Raw genomic sequence first — 23193 nt, forward strand, 5'->3', positions numbered from 1 at the left:
GCACGCACCCTGCTATATCTTCCGTACAACAAGAACAACAAAGCAGCGATCAATAAGAACAACAGGTAACGGCTCTGACATAACAAGAACAACACGGCAGAGGCGTAGCAAGCAGATCTTTTTGGAGTCGATAGGCTTTTCGGGGCACGCCCCGCGGTCTGGCACAGAATAATAAAACTACCTTCAGGTAGCCGCAGCCAGGTTCGTATCAGCAATGACGAAAGCAGGTCAGCGCTCAAAAAAATACGTTTGCTCTTGGCCCCGGATGGGGGCCACCCGCTCCACCAGGGCAGGCTGACAAAAACAACAACAGGCCGGTCCCAATAATAAGAAACAAAGAGCAGGCAACAACGCTTTGAGGGGAGCTTCGGCTCCCCTCAGTGCTTCCTGCCCTCCTCCTCCTCGCGTTTCTCCTCATCCTGCCCCTCGGCTTTTTCTACCAGCACCGGCATCGACCCCAGTACCAGTAATGCCAGCACCGTGCTGATCAGCGCTGTGGCCTCCCGCCCCATGCCGGCAGCCGTGCCAATGGCCGCTGTCATCCACAGCCCCGCAGCCGTGGTCAGGCCCTTGACGTGGCTGGTGTCACGGCCGTTGCCCTTCAGGATGGTACCCGCGCCCAGAAAACCAATGCCCGCGACTATCCCCTGGATGACCCGGCTCATGGCCTGCTCGTCAGCGCCCGCCATGCTCGGTGCCAGGACGAACAACGCAGCGCCCAGAGAAACCAGCATGTGCGTACGCACCCCCGCCGACTTGCCCCTGTGCTCACGCTCGAACCCCAGCACGGCGCCCAACAGCGCGGCCATCAACAGGCGCACCAAAATGCGCGTCACCTCACGCGCGTCGGTGACATCGGCAAATTCGATCATGATTGCCTGCCAGATAATCTCCACGTCGCGTGTTCCCTCACTGATAGTGTGTTGTTGAACGGCGGCCGCCTCTGCGCGAGCCAGCCAGTGCAGTGTGGACCGTGAAGCGGGGCACAAAGTGCCGGCCGGCGGGTAGTTGCAGTAACCCGCCTGCGCTGGAGGTCCACCGATCACCTACCAAGGAGGACATCCCATGCCTGTTGAAACCAACCCCGAAACTCAGCGCTGCCTGCTCATCTCGGACGGCGTGCGGCTGGAGGCCCAAGGCCCTGACATTGAAATCATCACCGACGAGCGCCTGCGCATGTCCGTCGCGACGCTGGCAGATCACCGGGTGCCGATCACCGAAGCGGAGGCCGACGCCCTCACCGTTGCAGGTGCGGTCGATAGCCGCAGGCATCTGAAGACCACCGCTCCAGGCTCGATAATCTGAGGCCTGCAGCTTTTGGCCGGGTATCTGATATGGTTTTTATCTAAAAATCTGAGCCTGTGCCGATAACAGCCTCAGGGCCATAGTGCTCATGCCTGATCGAGGCCTGATGAGCACGGAGCCATGAACGATAGAATCCCTTATGCAGAGATCGCGGTAGTTCCAGCCAAGCTACAACCAAGGCCCGTTGAGGCCGGTATCCATACCCGCAGCTTCAGGGGCGTTTTCCGAAACCTGCGCATCGGCTTTGCCGGGGCGCTGTTTCTGCTGTTCTTCGGTACAGCCTGGCTCCAGTGGAACGGGCGCCAGGCTGTGCTGTGGGACCTGAGCAACAGCAAGTTCCACATCTTTGGTGCCACGTTCTGGCCCCAGGACTTCATTTTGCTGTCCGCGTTGTTGATCATCTGCGCGTTCGGGCTGTTTGCCATTACCGTTTACGCAGGGCGCGTGTGGTGCGGCTACAGCTGCCCGCAAAGCACATGGACCTGGCTGTTCATGTGGTGCGAAAAGGTCACCGAGGGCGACCGTAACCAGCGCATCAAACTGGCTGCAGCGCCGTGGAGCGCCAACAAGCTGGTACGCCGGTTGGCCAAGCACAGCCTGTGGCTTGCGATCGGCCTGGTCACCGGCCTGACCTTCGTCGGCTACTTCACCCCGATACGCCCACTGGCGGCAGAGCTGCTGACCCTGCAACTGGGCGGCGTGGCGCTGTTCTGGGTGCTGTTCTTCACTGCCGCCACCTACATCAATGCCGGCCTTCTGCGCGAGGCGGTGTGCCTGCACATGTGCCCGTACGCGCGGTTCCAGAGCGTGATGTTCGACAAGGACACGCTGGCGGTGGCCTACGACCCGCGCCGTGGGGAAAGCCGCGGCCCCCGCAAGAAAGGCAGCAACGCCCACGCCCAGGGCCTGGGTGATTGCATCGATTGCACCCTGTGCGTGCAGGTGTGCCCCACCGGCATCGATATCCGTGACGGCCTGCAAATGGCCTGCATCGGCTGCGCCGCGTGCATTGATGCCTGCGACGGCGTCATGGACAAGATGGGCTATGAACGCGGGCTGATCGGCTACAAGTCCGAGCACAGCCTGCAAGGCGGCACCACCCATTGGCTGCGCCCACGCCTGGCCGGTTATGCGCTGGCACTGCTGGTCATGTTCGGTGCGCTGGGGATGGCCTTGTATCTGCGGCCGATGGTATCGCTGGATGTGATCAAGGACCGTGGCCTGTTCCGCGAAAACGCCCTGGGCCAGATCGAGAACATCTACCTGTTGAAGATCATCAACAAGACCGAACGCACCGGGCACTACCGCTTGCAGTTGCTGGACGCCGATGGTTTCAGCCTGCAGGGCAAGACCCTGTTCACGGTCGCTGCGGGGGACATGAGCGAGCTGCCGGTGTCGGTAGCAATGCTCGCCGACCGCCCCGTCAGTAGCTCGCAGCCGCTGGCGTTCGAAATCAGCGACCAGGACGACCCCGCCATCAACAGTGTGGCCCACAGCCGCTTCGTCGCCCCTATGAACCGTTGATCCCTTAAACTGATATCACCTTGCCTGCCAGGCTTCGACAGAAGGCCAGAATGAAACGTTACGAACGCTTCGCCGACGACATTGCCGAACTGATCCGCTCCGGGGTGTTGGGCCCCGGCCAGCGCGTCCCTTCGGTACGCTATGCCAGCCAGACCCACGGGGTAAGCCCTTCCACGGTGTTCCAGGCGTATTACCTGCTGGAGCGCCGCGGGCTGATCCGTGCCCGACCGCGCTCCGGTTACTTCGTCAACGCCCACGCCCCGCGACAGTTCAGCGAGCCGCAGGCATTGCAACCGGCCAGCGAGTCCACCGACGTGGACGTCAGTGGGCTGGTGTTCTCGATCCTCGATTCGATCAAGGACCCGCACACCGTGCCGTTCGGGTCGGCGTTCCCAAGCCCCGAACTGTTCCCACTGCAACGTCTGTCACGCTCACTGGCCAGCGCCAGCCGCAGCATGGACCCGCGCATGGTGGTCACCGACCTGTCACCGGGCAACCCACAATTGCGCCGGCAGATCGCCCTGCGCTACATGGTCGGCGGCCTGATGCTGCCCATGGAAGAGCTGCTGATCACCAATGGCGCCCTGGAAGCCCTGAATTTGTGCCTGCAGGCAGTCACCCAGCCGGGTGACCTGGTCGCCATCGAAGCCCCCGCCTTCTACGCCTGCTTGCAGGTGCTGGAGCGGCTAAAGCTCAAAGCGGTGGAAATCCCGGTGCACCCGCGTGAGGGCATGGACCTCGGGATCTTGGCCCAGACCTTGGAAAAACACCCGGTCAAGGCGGTGTGGTGCATGACCACCTTTCAGAACCCGGTAGGTGCCAGCATGCCGGAGGCCAAGAAGCAGGCGTTGGTGGAACTGATTACCCGCCACCAGGTACCGCTGATCGAGGACGATGTCTACGCAGAACTCTACTACGCACAGCAGGCACCTAAGCCGGCCAAGGCCTTCGACACCCAGGGCCTGGTCATGCACTGCGGGTCGTTCGCCAAAAGCCTGGCCCCGGGCTACCGCATCGGCTGGGTGGCAGCCGGCCGCTTCGCGCAGAAGATCGAGCGGCTGAAACTGATGACCTCGCTGTGCGCCTCGATGCCCGCCCAGGCGGCGATTGCCGATTACCTGCAGCATGGCGGCTACGACCGTCACCTGCGCAAGCTGCGCTACGCACTGGAGGGCCAGCAAGCCAGCATGCTGGCAGCCATTGGGCGCTACTTCCCAGCCCAGACGCGGGTCAGCCAGCCGGCAGGCGGGTATTTCCTGTGGCTGGAACTGCCTGAGCAGATAGACGCACTGAAGCTGTTCCACATGGCCCTGGCCCAAGGCATCAGCATTGCGCCAGGGCCGATATTCTCGCCCACACGGCGCTTCGGCAACTGCATACGCCTGAACTACGGCAGCGCCTGGGGTGACGATGCCGAGCAGGCCATGGCCACCCTGGGCCGCATCATCGCCTCGTTTTGATACAGGCAGCCCATGGTGGGGTGGCGGCCAGCTATAGTTGTCTGACTTAACCGGCCGGACACTTAGCATGCCAGCAGATAACGCCATGGGCTGTATGGAGCAGCTGCAAGCAAGGTTGCACACACTGGAGGCCGAAAATGAGCAACTCAGGCTCAAGGCTGCCAGCTTCGACGCCCTTGCCGGCAACATGGACGAAGGCCTCTGTGTGCTCGAACTGCTGGAGGATGAACGCGGCCAGTACTACGACTACCGGCACGTGCTGGCCAACGAAGCGTGCGTGCGCCACACCAATCACCCCAAGCACCTTGGCCTGACGGCCCGCGAAACCATCCCCGACGAGGTGGACAGTTGGCTACCTCATTTTGCAGAAGTGGCCCGGTCCGGCCAGTCTGTGCGCTTCGTGGAGCGGCTTGCCGTGTCGGACCGCTGGCTCAACCTGTCGGTGCACCGCCTGGAGCCTGCCTGCAGCAAGCGCGTGCTGGTGATTTTCACCGGCACACCAGGCGAGCAGATGGCGGTTGACCAATTACAGGCGCTCAACAAGGAGCTGGCCCAGAAAGTCGGCAGGGCGCAGGCCAACAGCAAATTGCTGGGTGAGTTGGTGGACCACAGTGTCGCCAACGTGTTTGCTGCGGACCGGACCTTCCGGCTGTTGGCCATCAACCGCACGGCGCAGGAGACCTTCATGCGCTGGCGCGGCGTGGTGCCCAAGGTCGGTGAACATATCCCGCGCTTTCTTGCCCATCAGCCTGACATCATCAGCCGGTTGAAACTGTTGTGGCCGAGGATTCTCGCCGGCGAATCGTTCGTCGACACGGTGGCCATAGGGCAGCCCGATGCCCAGCGCCATTACGAGGTGCGCTACAACCCGCTGCGTGACGCCGACAACGCCATCCAGGGCGGTTTTTTGTTTGCCTATGACATCACCGAGCGCGTTGCCGAGCAGGCGCGCCTGCGCCAGGTCGAAGAAACCCTGCGCCATTCACAAAAGCTTGAGGCAGTCGGCCAGTTGACCGGGGGTATTTCCCATGATTTCAACAACTTGCTGGGCAGTATTACCGGCGCGCTGGAAATTGCCGCCCAGCGTCAGGATGAAGGCCGTTACCCCGACGCCTCGCGGCTCATCGGCCTGGCCAGGCAGGACACCCAACGCGCCGCGGCCCTTGTGCAACGGCTGCTGACCTTTGCACGCCAGCAAACCCTCATGCCGCAACCTGTGGACGTGCACCAACTGGTCGTTGGCATGCACGACCTGATCAAAAGCTCGCTGCACGCCAACATCGATTTCGAGGACAGCACCTGCCCAGGCCAGTGGTTGATTTCCATCGACCCGCCGCAGTTGGAAAACGCATTGCTCAACCTGTGCATCAACGCCCGCGATGCCATGCCGCTGGGTGGCCGGTTATCCATCCGCAGCACCAATACGGCGGTCGATGCACTGCAAGCCCAACGCCTGCACCTACCCGCCGGCGATTACGTGCAGATACGGGTCAGCGACAGTGGTATCGGGATGCCCAATGAAGTGCTCGAACGCGCTATGGAGCCGTTTTTCACCACCAAGCCGCTGGGCCAGGGTTCTGGGCTTGGGCTGTCGATGGTGTATGGCTTCATCCGCCAGTCCGGCGGCCAGATGAACATCAAGAGTGTGGTAGGGTCAGGCACCTGCATCGACATCTACCTGCCCAAGGACAACGAGGCGACCCTGGCAATGGCGGTTACGCCGGAACCTGCGCAATCCCACTGCCCCGCGCCTAACCACCTGATCATGTTGGTGGAGGACGAGCACACGTTGCGCCTGGTGATCGAGGAATTGCTCGATCACCAGGGGCATACGGTCTATACCTACTCCAGCGGGCGGGATGCGCTGGCCGCCCTGCAGGGTGGGCTGCAGCCAGCCTTGCTGATTACCGACATCGGCTTGCCCGGCGGCGTAGACGGTAAGCAGCTGGCGATGGCGATGCCCGGTGATGCAGCCGTGCTGTACATCACGGGCTACACCAGCGAGCAGGTCAACCTTCCGCCTTCGCAGCGCGCCGCCATATTGTGCAAACCTTTCGCCCTGACGGCGCTTAGCGAACAGGTCAGGCTGCTACTGGCAGACCGGAGGCCAATCAGCGGCCGCCACTGAGGTCCACGAAAGTACTTCAAGCTTCAAGCTTCAAGCTTGTTTGATGTGGGTGATTGAAGTGAGCAACCAGAGGCATACCATCAATGCCCACCAGCCCCCGGCCCCGCTTTCGCCGTAAACGGCGGTTTGGCGAACCATACCAACAAGATCAGGCCCGCAAACACCCACGTCATCAACGTAAAGTAATCCACCGTCGACATCATGTAAGCCTGGCCATTGAGCATTTGCTCCAACTGGGCATAGCTGTGCAAATCCGCCCCTCCCAACCGCTCGAGCGCATGCCGCGTGGCCGGGTCGAACTGGCTGATGTGCTCGCTCAGATAAGCATGGTGCTGGTCCGCCCGACGGATCCATATCCAGGTCGTCAACGACGCCGCGAAGCTCCCCCCCAGTGTGCGCAGGAACGTCGCCAAGCCCGACCCATCGGCGATCTGGTGCGGCGGCAGGTCAGACAACAAAATGCTCAACGTCGGCATGAAGAACAACGCCACCCCAATCCCCATGAACAGCTGCACCAGCGCCACGTGCTGGAAGTCCACCTCGCTGGTGAACCCCGCCCTCATGTAACAGCTGGCGCCGATGGCTAGAAACGCCAGCCCCGCCAGTACCCGCAAATCAAAACGGTGCGCATACTTGCCCACGAACGGCGACATGATCACCGGCAACAGGCCAATAGGCGCCACCGCCAGGCCCGCCCAGGTCGCGGTGTAGCCCATCTGCGTCTGCAACCATTGCGGCAAGATCAGGTTGATACCGAAGAACCCCGCATACCCCCCCACCAGCACGATAGTGCCCACGCGGAAGTTGCGGTGCACAAACAGGCGCAGGTTGACCACCGGATGCCGGTCAGTGAGCTCCCAGATGACAAAAATCGCCAGGAACACCACCGAAATCAGGCTGCCGATGATGATGAACGATGACTCGAACCAGTCCAGGTCATTACCCTTGTCCAGCACCACCTGCAACGCCCCGACACCTACGATCAACGTCAGCAGGCCGATATAGTCCATCGGTTGCCGGCTGGTCACCACCGGCCGGGTGCGCATTTGCTGGCGCACCACTGCCGCCGCGAACAGGCCAATGGGTATGTTGATGAAAAAGATCCACGGCCAGCTGTAACTGTCGGTGATCCAGCCACCCAGTATGGGCCCGGCGATGGGCGCCACCACCGTGACCATCGCCAGCAGGGCCAGTGCCATCCCCCGTTTGGCCGGTGGGTACACTGCAATCAGCAACGTCTGGGTCATCGGATACAACGGCCCCGCCACTACCCCCTGCAGCACCCGGAAGCCCACCAGTTCAGGCATCGACTGGGCAATGCCGCACAGAAACGACGCCAGCACGAACAGCAGCGTCGCCCACAGGAACAGCTTCACCTCGCCGAACCGGCGGCTCAGCCAGCCGGTGAGTGGCAGGGCAATCGCATTGCTCACCGCAAACGAGGTGATGACCCAGGTGCCCTGCTCGTAACTGACCCCCAGGTTGCCGGAAATGGTCGGCAAGGCAACGTTGGCGATGGTGGTGTCAAGCACCTGCATGAACGTTGCCAGCGACAGCCCGATCGTGGTCAGCAACAGGCTGGGCGGGGTGAACTGGGCCGCGGCGTTATTGCTCATCGCTGGGCCGTCTTGCCAGGTGCGCTGTTGTCACGGATCAGTTGGGCGATCAGCTTGTCTGCCTCTCCCAACTGGCGATCGTAGACTTGCGTGGTGTAGCTGGCCTGCTGCGGCGGTTGCTGGGCCAGGGCGGGGCCGCTCTGGTCATGCAGGTCGACCTCGGCCACCGTGGACAGGCCGATGCGCAGCGGGTGATCCCTGAGCTGTTCGGGGTTGATGTGAATGCGCACCGGCACGCGCTGAACGATCTTGATCCAGTTGCCCGTGGCGTTTTGTGCGGGCAGCAGCGCAAAGGCGCTGCCGGTGCCAGCGCCCAGGCTGTCCACAGTGCCTGTGTAGGTGACCGCGCCACCATACAGGTCGGCGCTGATTTCCACCGGCTGGCCAATGCGCATCTGGCGCAGCTGGGTTTCCTTGAAGTTGGCATCGATCCACACCTGGTCCAGCGGTATCACCGCCATGGTGGCGGTGCCCGGCTGCAGCCGCTGCCCCAACTGCACGGTGCGCTTGGCCACATAGCCGGTGACCGGCGCCACCAGCGTGGTACGGGCATGGTCCAGGTAGGCCTTGCGCAGGTCGGCGGCGGCGGCCATGACCTCGGGGTGCGAAGCCACCTCGGTGTCGTCAACCAACGCCGTGCTGGTGCTGAGCTGCTGGCGGGCACTGTTGACCGCGGCCTGGGCCACGCTCAGGTCGTCGCGGGCATGGGACAGCTCTTCAGCGGCGATGGCGCCGCTGTCAGCCAGTACCTTGCGCCGGTTGAAATCCTGCTGGGCCTTGCGCAGCTCGGCCTGGCGGGTGTCCAGTTGGGCCTTGAGCGAATCGACGTTGCTGTACAGGCCGCGCACCTGGCGAACGGTGCGCGCCAGGTTGGCCTGAGCAGACTGCAACGCGACCTCGCTGTCGGACGGGTCGAACTGCAGCAACACCTGGCCGGCGTGCACCAGGTCACCGTCATCGGCCCCGATGCTGGTGACAGTGCCTGTGACCAGTGGCGTGATCTCCACCACGTTGCCGTTGACGTAGGCGTCATCGGTGCTCTCGTACCAGCGGCCAACCAGGCTGTACCACGCCCAGGTCCCCAGGCCAGCCAGTATGACCAACAGCAACAGGCCCAACAGCCAGACCTTGCGCTTGCGCGACGACTGGGGCGCTTCGGGAGGGTTCTGGGTGTCTGTGGAGGTTTCCATGACGGTACCTTGAAGAAGAGGTGGCAGGGTTCAACGGTCGCCAAAGCGACGGACCGTCAATGGGTCGCCAGCGTTCAGCAGAATCTTGGCCAGCAGGCTTTCGAGCGTTTTCAGCTCGTTGGGCGCCAGCACGCCGCACAGCTCGTTCATGGCCGCGGCGCCAATCTCCGGCAGGCGGTCGGCCAGGCGCTGGCCGTCTTCGGTCAGGGCGATGCGCACCTGGCGACGATCGTCCGGGCAGCGCGTGCGCATCAGCAGCTCCTTCTGCTCAAGCCGGTCGAGCATGCGGGTCATCGACCCGCTGTCCAGCCCCAGGTAACGGCACAACTCAGCCGGGGTATCGACCTGATACTGGGTCACGATGATCAGCACCTTGAACTGTGCAGCCGTCACGCCTTCTGACTCGAGGTGCCAGTCGAGGATGCGGTCCTTGAGAATGGCCGATCGGCCAAGCAGCATGCCGATGGCACAGGTCTGGAAATTCTCTGGTGAAAAATGAGCCATGGGTGCTCGCTCAGGCAATTATGTGAAAATATTACTGCCTAGGCAGTTAATGTCAAAGCCTTGATTAGCGAGCTACGTAAATTTCATTTTTGCGGGTACGCGCGGATAGCGTCTTATACCCCTGCATGCGATGGGCTTTTTCCACGCGAAGGGTTCTCAAACGCGGTAAATATCGTCAGATTCGGCGAAAAATCGAAATAAATGATTTTGATTCGCCATTACTCCGGTTCTCGTCTAGCCCAGCGCAAGGTTAGAATGCGCAAAACCCGGAGCTGCAATGAACCAAGACCTCCCCAATAAACGCCCTGATGACGCCATCACCGATGCTGCGGCGCACTGGTGCATGCGCCTGCATGCCGATGATTGCCAGGCCGCCGAGCGGGAGGCATTCGCCCACTGGCTGGCGGCAGACCCACGGCACGCTGTGGAATACAAGGCAATGCTGGAGATCTGGGAAACCGCTGACCTGCTGCCCCGCAGGTACGATGTAGCGGCATCACCCAACCGATCAGGCCGGCCAGCACGGGTACGCCGCTGGCGAACCCAGGCCTGCGCAGCGGCCATCGCGCTGGCGGCGCTGCCGCTGGCCGGATGGATGGGCTGGGAGCAAGGCTGGCTGCCCAACCATTACCAGCACCTCGAGGCTGGCGATCACATGCAGACCGTGCAGTTGAGCGACGGCAGCACGGTGCAGCTCAACCTCAACACCGAACTGACCTACCTCAACTTCAAGGACCAGCGTCAGGTCACCCTCAAGCGTGGTGAAGCGTTCTTCAGCGTGCAACACGACAGCAGCCACCCGTTCATCGTACGTGCGGGGAACGGGCAGACTCGCGTCACCGGCACTCAATTCAATGTATGGAAGTATCAGGATCAGGTGAAGGTGACCCTGGTGGAAGGTTCGGTGCTGGTATCCAGCGACGGCAGCGGCGGCTACCGCCTGGGCCCAGGCATGCAGGCCAATTACCGCCAGGGCGACTTCGAGCCGCAACTGGAGCAGCCTGATGACTTTGCCAACACGCTGGCCTGGCGCAGCGGCAAGCTGGTACTGGACAGCATCAGCCTGGAGCAGGCGCTGCCCATGATCAACCGCTACCTGGACAAACCGTTGCGCCTTGCCGATGCCGGTACGGGGCACATCCGCATCAGCGGCGTGTACAACACCCGCGAAGTCGGGCAACTGGTCAATAACCTGCCCAAAGTGCTGCCGGTTTACCTGACCCGCAGCAAGGATGGCAGCACCGTGCTCAACCGCATTTCGCCACCCCCGCGCAAGGGCTGACGCCCTCCCCTACAACGTCATTGCCGCCAGCCAGCCGAATGCCAGCAGCGGCAAGTTGTAGTGGATGAAGGTCGGTACCACCGTGTCCCAGATATGATGGTGCTGCCCGTCCACATTCAGCCCCGAGGTCGGGCCCAGGGTTGAGTCGGAGGCCGGCGAGCCAGCATCTCCCAAGGCCCCGGCGGTGCCCACGATGCACACCGTGGCCAGTGGGTCGAACCCCAACTGAACACACAGCGGCACGAAGATCGCTGCCAGGATCGGCACGGTGGAAAACGACGAGCCAATGCCCATGGTGACCAACAGGCCAACCAACAGCATCAGCAGGGCACCGATACCCTTGCTGTGATCGATCCACTGCGCCGCCGCTTCCACCAGGCTCTTCACTTCCCCGGTGGCCTTCATCACCTCGGCAAAGCCCGACGCCGTAATCATGATGAAACCAATCATGGCCATCATCTTCATGCCTTCGGTGAACAGGTCATCGGTATCCCGCCATTTGACGATGCCTGACAGCGAGAAAATCAGGAAGCCTGCCATGGCCCCGATGATCATCGAGTCCAGCACCAGTTGCACGATGAAGGCGGCGACGATCGCCACCCCGGCGACCAGCAGCGTCATGGGGTTGTACTGCACGCTCACCTGCTCCACCTGCTCGATGCGCGCCAGGTCGTAGTCACGCTTCTTTCGATAGCTGATGAACACTGCCGTCAACAGGCCTACCAGCATGCCTGCCGCTGGGATGGCCATGGCATGGGTGACATCGAGGCCAGTGATGTCCACGCCGGCGCGGGCCACGTTGGCCAGCAGAATCTGGTTGAGGAAGATGTTGCCAAACCCCACGGGCAGGAAGATGTAAGGGGTAATAAGGCCAAAGGTGATGACGCAGGCAATCAGCCGACGGTCGATGCGCAGGCGGGTAAGCACATACAGCAGCGGCGGCACCAGCAGGGGGATGAAGGCAATATGAATGGGCAGGATGTTCTGCGAACACACGGCAACCACCAGCATCAGGCCGATCATCAGCCACTTTACCTTGCCGCCATTGGCATGCCCCTGCCGGTCGATCATGGCCAGTGCCCGGTCGGCCAGCGCGTGGGCCAGCCCGGATTTGGCAATGGCCACGGCAAAGGCGCCCAGCAAGGCATACGACAGCGCCACCGTAGCCCCTCCTCCCAGGCCACCGTTGAAGGCCTTGAGGGTACCGTCGATGCCCAGGCCACCGACCAGCCCGCCCACCAGGGCACCGATGATCAGGGCGATGACCACGTGCACGCGGGACAGGCTGAGTATCAGCATGATGCCGACCGCGGCGATCACTGCATTCATGTTGGCTTACCTCATAACGACGGAAAAAAAGCGCGCACTCTGAAGCAGTGAGCCGCAGATGTCAAAAACGCCATGTTGCGGCGTTTTACCCGCGGCCATTCGGTTAAATTGAACGTTTGAATAAAGAAAGCGCTATTGACGCCGATAGCCCTGTGGGGCTGCGAAGCGCCCCTTCGAAGCCATAACCCTTACTCTTAGAAAAGGGACACGCCCCATGCCTTTGCGACAACTTTCCATCCAATGGAAGATCACCCTGCTTGCCGGCCTGTGCCTGGCAGGCATCGTCACCCTGCTCGTCGGCCTGTCGCTGTACCGCATGGACCACAGCTCCGACCTAGTGAAGGCCAGCAGCATGCAGATGCTGACCGAGTCGGCCCAATCGCGCATCGAATCCCAGGGTGAAGTGCAGGCACTGAACATCCGCCGCCAGTTTATGGACGCCTACCAATACGGTGCCGGGTTTGCCCGCCAGGTGCTGTTCCTGCGCGAGCAGGCGGAAAAACGCTTCCTTGATGCGTTCGACCTGCGTGAAGACATGACCCGCCAGGTACGCGCCGCGCTGCAGGCAAACCCTGAACTGCTCGGGCTGTCACTGGTGTTCGAGCCCAATGCGCTGGACAACAAGGACAGCCTGTTTGCCGGCAAGCCGGAGCTGGGCAGCAACGAAACCGGGCGCTTTGCCCTGTACTGGTCGCAGCCGCGCGCCGGTCAGCTGACGTCCATGGCGCTCCCGGAGCACGACATGGCCGACACCGACATCGGCCCCAGCGGCCAGCCCGCCAATACCTGGTGGGTGTGCCCGCGCACCACCGGCAAGGTCTGCGTGGTAGAGCCCTACTTCTACGATATCGACGGCCAGCAGGTGCTGATGACCAGCATCGTGTTCCCGCTCACGGTAGACGGCAAGATCATCGCCACGCTCTCGGCCGACATCAACCTGAACAGTTTGCAGGCGCTGAGCCAGGAAGCCAGTGCCAGCCTCTACGAAGGCCGTACCACGGTGGGCATCCTCAGCCCTGTGGGCTTGCTGGCCGGCTACAGCGCCGACGCCAGCAAACTGGCCCAGCGCTTCGACCAGGTTGATACCGCCAAGGGCGCCGAACTGGTACGCAAGCTGGCCGATGGCAAGATGGTCATTCTTAACGACCGCCAGCGCCTCAAGGTGCTGGCGGCCTTCCGCCCCATCCCCGACGCCAAGCCCTGGGGCGTGCTGCTGGATGTGCCGGAGAACGCCCTGACCGGCCCCGCCGAAACCCTGAAGCAGGAGCTGGATGCGCTGAATACCAGCGGCACCCTGCTGGAACTCGGCCTGGGCCTTGCCGCCGCGATTCTGGGGTTGCTGCTGGTGTGGCTGATGGCACGCGGGGTGACCCGGCCGATTCTGGGCGTGGCCGCGATGCTCAAGGACATCGCCAGCGGCGAAGGTGACCTGACCCGCCGCCTGACCTACCAGAAGCAGGATGAACTGGGGGAGCTGGCCGGCTGGTTCAACCGGTTCCTGGACAAGTTGCAGCCGACCATCGCCGAGGTGAAGGAGTCGGTGCATGCTGCCCGTTCCACCGCCGACCAGTCGTCGGCCATCGCCACTGAAACCAGCGCCGGGATGGAGCAGCAGTATCGCCAGGTCGATCAGGTGGCCACCGCCTCCCACGAGATGAGCGCAACCGCCCAGGATGTGGCGCGCAGCGCTGCGCAGGCCGCCCAGGCTGCACGCGAGGCCGACCAGGCCACCCGCGAGGGCCTGGCGGTGATCGAGCGCACCACCCACAGCATCGATGCCCTGGCATCGGACATGAGCGGCGCCATGGCCGAGGTGCAAGGCCTGGCGCAGAACAGCGAGAAGATTGGCTCGGTGCTGGAAGTGATCCGCTCCATTGCCGAACAGACCAACCTGCTGGCGCTCAACGCCGCCATTGAAGCCGCCCGCGCCGGCGAGGCCGGGCGTGGCTTTGCCGTAGTCGCCGACGAAGTGCGCAACCTCGCCCAGCGCACCCAGCAGTCGGTGGAGGAAACCCGCCAGGTGATCGAAGCGCTGCAGGACGGCACCCGTGAGGTGGTAGGCGCCATGGACAATAGTCATCGCCAGGCCCAAAGCGGTGTGCAGCAGGTGGGTCAGGCGGTTACCGCGCTGCAGCGCATTGGCCAGGCGGTCACGGTGATTACCGACATGAACCTGCAGATTGCCTCGGCCGCTGAAGAGCAAAGCGCGGTGGCCGAGGAAATCAACAGCAACGTGGCGACCATTCGCGACGTCACCGAATCGCTGTCTGGCCAGGCCAACGAATCAGCGCGCGTGAGCCAATCGCTCAACAGTCTGGCCAACCAGCAGCAGGCGCTGATGGACCAGTTCCGCGTCTAAGCCTGCCAGGGCTGTTCATCTCGTCGTCTACACTTGCCCCATTCCCAAGGTGCCGTAGACGACGAGGTGTTCATGAAGAAAGGCCCAACGCTGCTATTGGGGGCGCTGCTGGCGCTAGGGCTGGCCAGTGCAGACAGTGCAGCGGCAGCGCCACCGCAAGCACCGATCCACTTCGGCGCCATTGGCTGGGAAAGCGGCGCATTCACCACCGAATTGCTTCGCGTGATCGCCGAGCGTGGTTACGGCCATGCCACCGACACCCTGCCCGGCAGTACCGTCAGCATGGAAGTGGCCCTGGCGCGCAACGACCTGCAAGTGATCGCCGAAGAATGGGCTGGCCGTAGCCCGGCCTGGGTCAAGGCTGAGCAGGCCGGGCAGGTGTTCGCACTGGGCGACACCGTGAAGCATGCCGAGGAAGGCTGGTGGGTACCGGCCTATGTGGTCGAAGGTGACACCGCACGCAATATCAAACCCCTGGCGCCACAGTTGCGCAGTGTCGAGGACCTGAAACAGTACCCTCAGGTGTTCCGCGACCCCGAGGCGCCAGGCAAGGGGCGCTTCCTCAACAGCCCCAGCGGCTGGACGTCTGAAACCGTCAACAGCCAGAAGCTCAAGGCCTACGGCCTGAACGACCTGTACAGCAATTTCCGCAGCGGCTCGGGCGCAGCGATGGATGCCGAAATCGGCTCGGCGATCCGCCGTGGCCAGCCGGTGCTGTTCTATTACTGGAACCCTACCCCGTTGATGGGCCGGTACAAGCTCATTCGGCTACAGGAACCGCCCTTCGACGCCCAGGCCTGGGCAACGCTCACCGATGCCGCCAACCCGGCGCCCAAGGGCAGCAGTTCATTGCCGGCCAAGCTGTCGATCGGGGTGTCCAAGGCGTTCCGTGACAACTACCCCGACCTGGTGAAGGTGTTCGAGCAGGTCGATTTGCCCATTGACCTGCTTAACCGCACCCTGGCAAGCATGAGCGAGAAACGCACACCACCACGGGAAGCTGCACTGGCGTTCATGCGCGACAACCCGGCAGTGTGGAAAGCGTGGCTGCCTGCAGACATCGCGGCCAAGGTCGAGGCCAGCCTGTGAGTGAGGGCTTTCCACAAGCGTTGCAGTTCTCATTTGCCGACGGCATCAACAGGCTGGTGGACTGGCTGGTACTGAACTATGGCGACCACCTGCGCGCGGTGTCCGACCAACTGCTGCAGGTGCTGGTCGGGTTGGAAAACCTGTTGCGCCTGCTGCCCTGGTGGCTGCTGCTGTCACTGGTGGGCTTGGTGGCATGGCACGCCACCCGCAGCGGTGTGCGAAGCCTGGTGCTTGTGGCGTTGCTGGCGCTGATAGGCATGCTCGGGCTGTGGGACAAGCTGCTGCAAACCCTTGCCCTGGTGCTGGTGAGCACCGGCCTGTGCGTGCTGATCGGTGTACCGCTCGGTATTCTGCTGGCCGCACGCCCACTGGCCCGGCGGCTGATCATGCCGGTGCTGGACGTGATGCAGACACTGCCGGCGTTCGTCTACCTGATCCCCGTGCTGATGCTGTTCGGCCTGGGCAAAGTGCCTGCGGTGTTCGCCACCCTGATCTACGCCCTGCCACCGCTGGTGCGCCTGACCCAACTAGGCCTGGCCCAGATCGACCCTTCGCTGCTGCAAGCCGCACATGGGCTGGGCGCCAGCCGCTGGCAGCGGTTGCGGCGCATCGCACTGCCGCTGGCACTGCCGAGCATCATGGCCGGCCTCAACCAGTCGGTGATGATGGCCCTGTCGATGGTGGTGGTGGCCTCAATGATCGGGGCACGGGGGCTGGGCGAGGACGTGCTGGCGGGCATCCAGACGCTGAACGTTGGCCAGGGCATGGAAGCGGGGCTGGCCATTGTGGCGCTTGCCATGGTGATCGACCGCATCAGCCAGGCTTACGGCCGCGGGCGGCGCTGACGCAGCGACCAAAGCGTTTTCGGCGTTTCTAAAGCCTGCGCGCAACCGGTACGCTATGCGCCGTACCCGGCCACGGATCACCGAACATGCTGCACTTGCTGCTGACCACGCTGTTGCCGATCATCCTGTTGATCGCCTTGGGCACCTTTCTGCGCATCAGGGGGTTCCTGGCCGACGGTTTCTGGCCGGGTGCCGAACGCCTGAGCTACTACGTACTGCTGCCCTCGCTGTTTCTACATGGGCTGGCCACCGCCAACCTTGATGGCGTGCCGGTGTTGGGCATGGTGGCGGTGTTGATGCTTTCGACCGTAGCCGGCGCAGGGCTGTTGATGCTGTACCAAGGCATCAGCCAGCACGACGGCGCTGACTTCACGTCTGTCTTTCAGGGCGGGGTGCGCTTCAACAACTACATTGGGGCGACCCTGGCCGCCGGCATTTACGGCACGGCCGGCATTGCCTTGGCGGCGGTAGCCAACGCGGCCATCGTGCCCCTGGTCAACCTGCTTTGCGTGCTGGTGTTCGCACGCTTCAGCGCGCGCCACAGCTCGCCCCTTACGGTGTTACGGGCGATCTTCGCCAACCCGCTGATCATCGGCTGCGCTGGCGGGCTGCTACTGCGGGTCACCGGCCTGGGCCTGCCCGCTGGCATCGAGCCTACGGTCAAGGCGCTGGGCCAGGCCGCGCTGCCACTCGGGCTGTTGTGCGTGGGCGCGGCGCTGGGCGGCGCGCGCATGGGCCAGCAGGTGCGGCCTGTGATGGCCGCGTCTGGCTTCAAGTTTCTGGTCATGCCGACGTTGGCGTGGGCGTTGTGCCGGCTGCTTGGCCTCAGTGGCCAGGCGGCGGTGGTCGCGGTGCTGTTCCAGGCGCTACCCACCGCATCGTCCTCCTACGTCATGGCCAGGCAGATGGGCGGCAACGCACCGCTGATGGCAACCATCATCGCGCTGCAGACAGTGGCGGCTGCAGCGACCCTGCCTGTGGTGTTGATGCTGACGCTCGACTAAACCGCTGGGCCGACGCTTATGGGAACGTGCTGCCACGCTGAATCGCTGCACAAGCTCGGCCGCCTTCAGATCACCCAATCGCACTTTTGCCTCTGGCTGCGGTCCATTGCCGCTTAGGGTAAAACTCACGGCACATCGGTGCATGCCAACCCGTTCAATGGGTTGCACAGGCTCGGGCGTAAACCACCGGGCTTGTGTAGGATGAGCAGCGCGAACCACGACGCTGCCAGTTACAGGGAGATCCACATGCGCGTCCTGCCATCCGTTGCTGCCTTTTCGCTGGGCCTGCTTGTCTCGACTGGAGCGCTGGCAGTAACCGGCGAAGAGGCGCAGCTGATCGACTCGATCAATGTCTACCGCAGCACGGCACAGTCCTGTGGCACGGAGGCTTCGCTGGAGCTTCCCCCGCTCAACAGCGATACACGCCTGGCGTTGTCACCGGAGGGCACCCGCGACCTGCAGCAGGCCATGACCCGTGCGGCCTACCCCATGGTCAACGTGCAGGCCATCAGCCTGTCTGGCCCGCGTGATGCCCGTGCGGCCATGCATGCCATCGAAGAAAGCTTTTGCCAGGTGGTGCTCGACCCGCAGTTCGTGGACATCGGCGTCAGCCAGGAAGGGCGAGACTGGCGGATCGTGCTGGCACGCCCTCTGCTAAGCGGTCGCCTTGGCGACTGGCAGGCCGAAGGGCAGAAGGTACTGCAGGCAATCAATGCAGCACGCCAGCAACCGCGCCAGTGCGGTGGCCAGCCGTTCGCCGCCGCGCCGCCACTTACCTGGAACGCCGTACTGGCTGGAGTGGCTGCCAACCATACGCGGGCCATGGCCAACCAGAACTTCTTCGACCATATCGACAAGGATGGCCGTACACCGGGTGATCGCGCCGAACTGGCAGGGTATCTGTACCAGCAGATTGGTGAGAACATCACCGCTGGGCGCGACACTGCGCAAAAGGTGGTTCAAGGCTGGCTCGACAGCCCTGGGCATTGCGCAACCCTGATGAACCCGGACTTCCGTGACCTGGGCGCCGCCTATGCCACCGACCCGAAAAGCGATGCTGGCATTTATTGGACCGGCCTGTTCGGCACCCCCCAGTAATCGGGCCAGGCCGGCCTGACAGGCGTCAGGCCTACCCGCCCCCTGCGCGCAACTGCTGCGCCGTACACGCAAAACGCTTGCGCACGCATTTGCCCAAGTGGCTGGCATCCCCCAAACCGACCTCGTAGGCGATCTGTGCCAGGCTGTGGCTGGAGTTAAGCAGGCGCCAGCGCGCCTGTTGCAGACGCATCTCGTGCCACCAGGCCTTGGCACTCATGCCCTGGCTGGCCTGGAACTGCCGGTCCAGTTGCCGCCTGCTGATCCCCAGTTCAGCCGCCAGGTGCTCCACAGGCAATGGCGTGCCCAGGTGGTGGCGCATCAGCGCCTGCGCGCGTGCCACCAGCTGACCTGCGCCGGGCCCAGGCTCCAGCGTTCGCAATGCGTGGTGGCTGTCTCGGGGTTCATCCATCAGCATGTCTGCCAGCCCTTTCAGCGCTCGGGCTCGCCCACACGCTTTTGCCAGCAAGGCTACAACCAGGTCGACAACCGCGGTCCCCCCCGCGCAGGTAATGCGGTCGCCATCGATGCAGAACAGCTGCTCCGGGAGCATCTGCAGGTGAGGGAAAGCAGCGCGAAATTCAGCTTGATGGCGCCAGTGAATCACCGCCCTGTGCCCTTGCAGAAGGCCGCACGCTGCCAGCAAAAAAGCTGCGTTGTCCACGCCCACCAACTTCACCCCTGCCCTGGCGGCTTTTTTCAGCAGCCCTGCGTAGGCTGGCGCCTTGGCCGCCGTTGCCATGGCGCCTCGACCACCCAGCAGCACCAAGTAGTCAAAACCAGACAATTCCAGCTGATCGACTGCAGCCTCCACCTGCACCACCGCACCGCAGCTGGAGATGACCGGCTCTGCCGTCAGCCCGGCTACTGTCCAGGCGCAATAACGCTGGCGGCTGTAATCCTCGTCGTCAGCGCTGAAACGCAGCTTGTCGAGCAGAGCACCGAAAGGCAGCAGGGCAAAATCGGGCATCGGTACGATCAGCAAGCGAATGTCGGGGTGCATACAGGCTGTCCAGATATGACCATGGAATGACCAGATACTACCCTGCACCCGTCAACAAGGCCTCCTAAACTGACGCTCTCTCCGGCAACTGGTGCTCGCAGCATGGCAATCGAAACTTGGCTTATCTACCTGCTGGCCAGTGCTGGGCTGGCCGTTACCCCTGGGCCAAACAGCCTGCTGGCCCTCACCCACGGCGCACTCTATGGCGCACGTCGCACCCTGTTCACCATTCTCGGCGGCGTGGTGGGGTTCGTTGCGCTGATCGCCTTGGCCATGTTCGGCATCGGTGCGCTGTTGCAGGCATACCCGTCAGCGTTGAGCGGGCTGAAATGGGCGGGCGGTGCCTACCTGGTGTGGCTGGGCATTCAACTGTGGCGCAGCCCGGGGCTTCACCTCGCAGCAGCCGGGCATGGGGCTGTACAGGGCAATGGCAGCCTGTTTCTCCAAGGCCTGCTGTCGGCCCTGGCCAACCCCAAGGTACTGCTGTTCTACGGCGCCTTCTTGCCGCAGTTCATCGACCCGCAGCGCGACCTGCCCGTGCAGTTCGCGGTGATGGCAGCCACCTTTGCCAGTGTCGAGCTTGCGGTGGAGTACCTGTTGGCCCGCTTGGCGTTTCGCATCCGGCCGTGGCTGAACCAGGGCGGCGCCGGGTTCAACCGCTGTTGCGGTGGGCTGTTCGTGGTGATTGGTTTACTGCTGCCGCTTGGCGCCTAGCTATCAACGGGTTCTACGAAAGTCTACACCTGGATTCAATAACGTTTTTAGCCGCAAGTTAACTTGTATTTGCGAGCCATTTGCCGGTATTTGGCAGCGTTTTATAAGTTCCAGGCCTGCGACAATCAGCCTCAGAATATTTTGTACCAACTTGTTAATTAGCAAGCTAAGCGTTTAAACTCGGCGCATTCCACCTGCTGAGATCCCTGGCATGACACACACTCCGCGCACTTCTGGCGCCTCAACCTTCGTCCTGGGCGGGCTGGGCATCATCATTGCCCTGCTTGGCCTTCTACTGGCCGCCGGCGGCTTCAAGCTCGCCGGCCTGGGCGGTTCCTGGTACTTCCTGATCGGCGGCCTGGCCATGGCCCTGGCCGGCATCCTCATCGCCCGGCGCAAGCGGGCCGGGGCCTGGCTGTATGCCGTGTTCCTGCTGGGTACCGTGCTGTGGGCCCTGGCTGACGCCGGCCTGGTGTTCTGGCCGCTGTTCTCGCGCCTGTTCATGTTCGGCGCCATCGGCGCGGTCGTCGCCCTTGCCTACCCGATGCTGGCACGGGCCAGCGGTGCCAGCGCAGGGCGCAGCGCCTACGGCGTGGCGGCGGTCATGGGCGTAGTGCTGGCGATTGCCGCCGGCAACATGTTCGTCGCCCACCCCAGCGTTGCGCCCACCGGCAACGGCCCTGGCCTGACCCCGGTGGAGCCCGGCACCGCACAGAAAGACTGGGCCCACTATGGCAATACCGAAGGTGGCAGCCGCTTTGCAGCGCTGGACCAGATCCGCCGTGACAACGTCGACAAACTGAAAGTGGCGTGGACCTACCACACCGGCGACGTAGCCATCAGTGACGGCAACGGTGCCGAAGACCAGCTCACCCCGTTGCAGATTGGCAACAAGGTGTTCATCTGCACCCCACACAACAACCTGATCGCGCTGGATGCCGATACTGGCAAGGAGCTGTGGAAGAACGCCATCAACGCCCAGTCCAAGGTCTGGCAGCGCTGCCGTGGCATGGCTTACTTCGACGCCACCACGGCCGTGGCCCAGCCTACCCAGCCCAACAGCACCCCGGTCAGCGTCGCCAGCGTGCCTGCGGGTGCCAACTGCCAGCGCCGCCTGCTCACCAACACCATCGACGGTCGCCTGATTGCCGTGGATGCCGACAACGGTGAGTTCTGCCAGGGCTTTGGCAACAATGGCCAAGTCGACCTCAAGGCTGGCCTGGGCGATGTTCCGGACTCCTACTACCAGCTGTCCTCGGCGCCGCTGATGGCCGGCACCACGGTGGTGGTTGGCGGGCGTGTTGCCGACAACGTGCAAACCGACATGCCAGGGGGGGTGATCCGTGGCTTCGACGTATACACCGGGGCCATGCGCTGGGCGTTCGACCCGGGCAACCCGCAAGACCGTCAGGCGCCACAGGGTGACAAGACCTACGTGCGCAGCACCCCCAACAGCTGGGCGCCGATGTCCTACGACCCGGCGATGAACACCGTGTTCCTGCCCATGGGCTCGTCCTCCACCGACATCTACGGTGTGGAACGCAACAAGCTGGACCACACCTATGGCGCTTCGGTCCTGGCCCTGGACGCGACTACCGGCAACCAGAAGTGGGTCTACCAGACCGTCCACAACGACCTGTGGGACTTCGACCTGCCGATGCAGCCGAGCCTGATCGACTTCACCAAGGACGACGGCCAGTCGGTGCCTGCGGTTGTGATCGGCACCAAGGCCGGGCAGATCTACGTGCTGGACCGCGCCACGGGCAAGCCGCTGACCCAGGTCGACGAAGTGCCGGTCAAGCCGAGCAACATCCCCAACGAGCCTTACTCGCCAACCCAGCCTAAATCGGTGGGCATGCCGCAGATCGGTGCGCAGACCCTGACCGAGTCGGACATGTGGGGGGCCACCCCGTACGATCAGCTGCTGTGCCGCATCGACTTCAAGAAAATGCGCTACGACGGCCTGTACACCGCGCCAGGCACGGACCTGTCGCTGAGCTTCCCCGGCTCGCTGGGCGGCATGAACTGGGGCAGTATTTCCACTGACCCGGTACATGGCTTCATCTTCGTCAACGACATGCGCCTGGGCCTGTGGATCCAGATGATCCCTTCGCAGAACCAGGGCAAGGCAGCCTCCGGTGGCGAGTCGTTGAACACCGGCATGGGCGCGGTACCGCTCAAAGGCACGCCGTATGCGGTGAACAAGAACCGCTTCCTATCGGTGGCCGGCATTCCGTGCCAGGCTCCGCCGTTCGGCACCCTCACCGCCATCGACATGAAAACCCGCCAGGTGGCCTGGCAGGTCCCGGTTGGCACCGTGGAAGACACCGGCCCACTGGGCATCCGCATGCACCTGCCCATCAAGATCGGCCTGCCGACACTCGGTGGCACCCTGTCGACCCAAGGCGGGCTGGTATTCATTGCCGGCACCCAGGACTTCTACCTGCGCGCCTATGACAGCAGCAACGGTAACGAGATCTGGAAAGCACGCCTGCCGGTGGGTAGCCAGGGTGGCCCGATGACCTATGTGTCGCCCAAGACCGGCAAGCAGTACGTGGTGATCACCGCGGGCGGCGCACGCCAGTCGACTGACCGGGGCGACTATGTGATCGCTTACGCCCTGCCTTGAGACCGTGACGCCTTTGGCGCGGGCTCACCTGTTCCCGCCAGGTTCAGGTGAGCCCAACCCCACAGCCGGCCCGGTGCGCCGGCTAGTTCAGGCGGGTGTGCTACCCGCCTGCGTGGG

At 63.1% G+C, this 23193-nt stretch carries 18 protein-coding genes and 1 pseudogene; 13 read left to right on the top strand and 6 right to left on the bottom strand.

The features are described from left to right. Positions 1 to 377: 377 nt before the first annotated feature. The gene (locus IAE38_RS04695) at positions 378 to 896 is read right to left on the bottom strand and encodes an MgtC/SapB family protein (RefSeq protein WP_028633854.1); all 519 of its coding nucleotides are present in this window, start codon (positions 894 to 896) and stop codon (positions 378 to 380) included. A gap of 169 nt (positions 897 to 1065) precedes the next feature. Here IAE38_RS04695 and IAE38_RS04700 point away from each other — a divergent pair, with 169 nt between their 5' ends. The 4 genes from IAE38_RS04700 (at position 1066) to IAE38_RS04715 (ending at position 6417) form a co-directional block, all read left to right on the top strand. After that, a complete protein-coding gene (locus tag IAE38_RS04700; protein WP_201216243.1) occupies positions 1066 to 1305 on the top strand; it encodes a DUF3203 family protein in 240 nt (79 codons plus the stop codon). A 120-nt stretch (positions 1306 to 1425) separates the two neighbouring features. Beyond that, positions 1426 to 2829, top strand: a complete 1404-nt coding sequence (gene ccoG / locus IAE38_RS04705) for a cytochrome c oxidase accessory protein CcoG (protein ID WP_201216245.1) — start codon at positions 1426 to 1428, stop codon at positions 2827 to 2829. 50 nt (positions 2830 to 2879) lie between these two features. Continuing rightward, positions 2880 to 4289, top strand: coding sequence for a GntR family transcriptional regulator MpaR (gene mapR, locus IAE38_RS04710; protein WP_201216247.1), 1410 nt, complete (start codon positions 2880 to 2882; stop codon positions 4287 to 4289). A 511-nt stretch (positions 4290 to 4800) separates the two neighbouring features. Continuing rightward, a complete protein-coding gene (locus IAE38_RS04715; RefSeq protein WP_442968261.1) occupies positions 4801 to 6417 on the top strand; it encodes an ATP-binding protein in 1617 nt (538 codons plus the stop codon). A gap of 80 nt (positions 6418 to 6497) precedes the next feature. Here the strand turns inward: IAE38_RS04715 and IAE38_RS04720 are convergent, their stop codons facing one another. Genes IAE38_RS04720 through IAE38_RS04730 form a run of 3 tightly spaced genes read right to left on the bottom strand, consistent with a single transcriptional unit; the run spans position 6498 to position 9727 of the window. Further along, the gene (locus IAE38_RS04720; protein ID WP_201216251.1) at positions 6498 to 8033 is read right to left on the bottom strand and encodes a DHA2 family efflux MFS transporter permease subunit; all 1536 of its coding nucleotides are present in this window, start codon (positions 8031 to 8033) and stop codon (positions 6498 to 6500) included. After that, positions 8030 to 9223 (bottom strand): HlyD family secretion protein, encoded by a 1194-nt coding sequence (locus IAE38_RS04725; RefSeq protein WP_201161617.1) that lies wholly within the window; start codon positions 9221 to 9223, stop codon positions 8030 to 8032. The genes IAE38_RS04720 and IAE38_RS04725 overlap by 4 nt, the downstream gene beginning before the upstream one ends. 30 nt (positions 9224 to 9253) lie before the next feature. Further along, the gene (locus tag IAE38_RS04730) at positions 9254 to 9727 is read right to left on the bottom strand and encodes a MarR family winged helix-turn-helix transcriptional regulator (protein WP_028633847.1); all 474 of its coding nucleotides are present in this window, start codon (positions 9725 to 9727) and stop codon (positions 9254 to 9256) included. A gap of 277 nt (positions 9728 to 10004) precedes the next feature. On the opposite strand from IAE38_RS04730, the gene IAE38_RS04735 reads away from it, so the two are divergent. Further along, positions 10005 to 11009, top strand: a complete 1005-nt coding sequence (locus IAE38_RS04735; protein ID WP_201216253.1) for a FecR family protein — start codon at positions 10005 to 10007, stop codon at positions 11007 to 11009. A 9-nt stretch (positions 11010 to 11018) separates the two neighbouring features. Here the strand turns inward: IAE38_RS04735 and IAE38_RS04740 are convergent, their stop codons facing one another. Continuing rightward, positions 11019 to 12338: a Na+/H+ antiporter family protein gene (locus IAE38_RS04740; RefSeq protein WP_201216256.1), complete on the bottom strand. Its 1320-nt coding sequence runs from the start codon at positions 12336 to 12338 to the stop codon at positions 11019 to 11021. A gap of 535 nt (positions 12339 to 12873) precedes the next feature. Here IAE38_RS04740 and IAE38_RS24235 point away from each other — a divergent pair. The 6 genes and pseudogenes from IAE38_RS24235 to IAE38_RS04765 form a co-directional block, all read left to right on the top strand. Continuing rightward, positions 12874 to 13839 (top strand): annotated as a pseudogene (locus IAE38_RS24235) (PDC sensor domain-containing protein); the annotation flags it as partial. Positions 13840 to 13941: 102 nt separating this feature from the next. After that, a complete protein-coding gene (locus IAE38_RS24240) occupies positions 13942 to 14697 on the top strand; it encodes a methyl-accepting chemotaxis protein (RefSeq protein WP_371262495.1) in 756 nt (251 codons plus the stop codon). A gap of 72 nt (positions 14698 to 14769) precedes the next feature. After that, complete coding sequence (locus IAE38_RS04750; protein ID WP_201161613.1) at positions 14770 to 15786, top strand: ABC transporter substrate-binding protein; 1017 nt, start codon at positions 14770 to 14772, stop codon at positions 15784 to 15786. Continuing rightward, the gene (locus tag IAE38_RS04755) at positions 15783 to 16631 is read left to right on the top strand and encodes an ABC transporter permease (protein ID WP_201216258.1); all 849 of its coding nucleotides are present in this window, start codon (positions 15783 to 15785) and stop codon (positions 16629 to 16631) included. The genes IAE38_RS04750 and IAE38_RS04755 overlap by 4 nt, the downstream gene beginning before the upstream one ends. Positions 16632 to 16717: 86 nt before the next feature. Next, entirely contained in the window at positions 16718 to 17635 is a 918-nt protein-coding gene (locus tag IAE38_RS04760) for an AEC family transporter (protein ID WP_201216260.1), read from the top strand. 246 nt (positions 17636 to 17881) lie between these two features. Further along, complete coding sequence (locus IAE38_RS04765) at positions 17882 to 18733, top strand: CAP domain-containing protein (protein WP_201161610.1); 852 nt, start codon at positions 17882 to 17884, stop codon at positions 18731 to 18733. Between the two features lie 31 nt (positions 18734 to 18764). Here IAE38_RS04765 and IAE38_RS04770 read toward each other — a convergent pair whose 3' ends face one another. Beyond that, the gene (locus IAE38_RS04770) at positions 18765 to 19733 is read right to left on the bottom strand and encodes a GlxA family transcriptional regulator (RefSeq protein WP_201216262.1); all 969 of its coding nucleotides are present in this window, start codon (positions 19731 to 19733) and stop codon (positions 18765 to 18767) included. A gap of 102 nt (positions 19734 to 19835) precedes the next feature. Between IAE38_RS04770 and IAE38_RS04775 the strand changes: the two genes are divergently transcribed. Next, a complete protein-coding gene (locus IAE38_RS04775; RefSeq protein ID WP_201161608.1) occupies positions 19836 to 20447 on the top strand; it encodes a LysE family translocator in 612 nt (203 codons plus the stop codon). A 211-nt stretch (positions 20448 to 20658) separates the two neighbouring features. After that, a complete protein-coding gene (locus IAE38_RS04780) occupies positions 20659 to 23076 on the top strand; it encodes a glucose/quinate/shikimate family membrane-bound PQQ-dependent dehydrogenase (RefSeq protein ID WP_201216264.1) in 2418 nt (805 codons plus the stop codon). Positions 23077 to 23193: the final 117 nt, after the last annotated feature.

This window comes from Pseudomonas sp. S32 (assembly GCF_016648095.1).
GTDB lineage: Bacteria > Pseudomonadota > Gammaproteobacteria > Pseudomonadales > Pseudomonadaceae > Aquipseudomonas > Aquipseudomonas parafulva.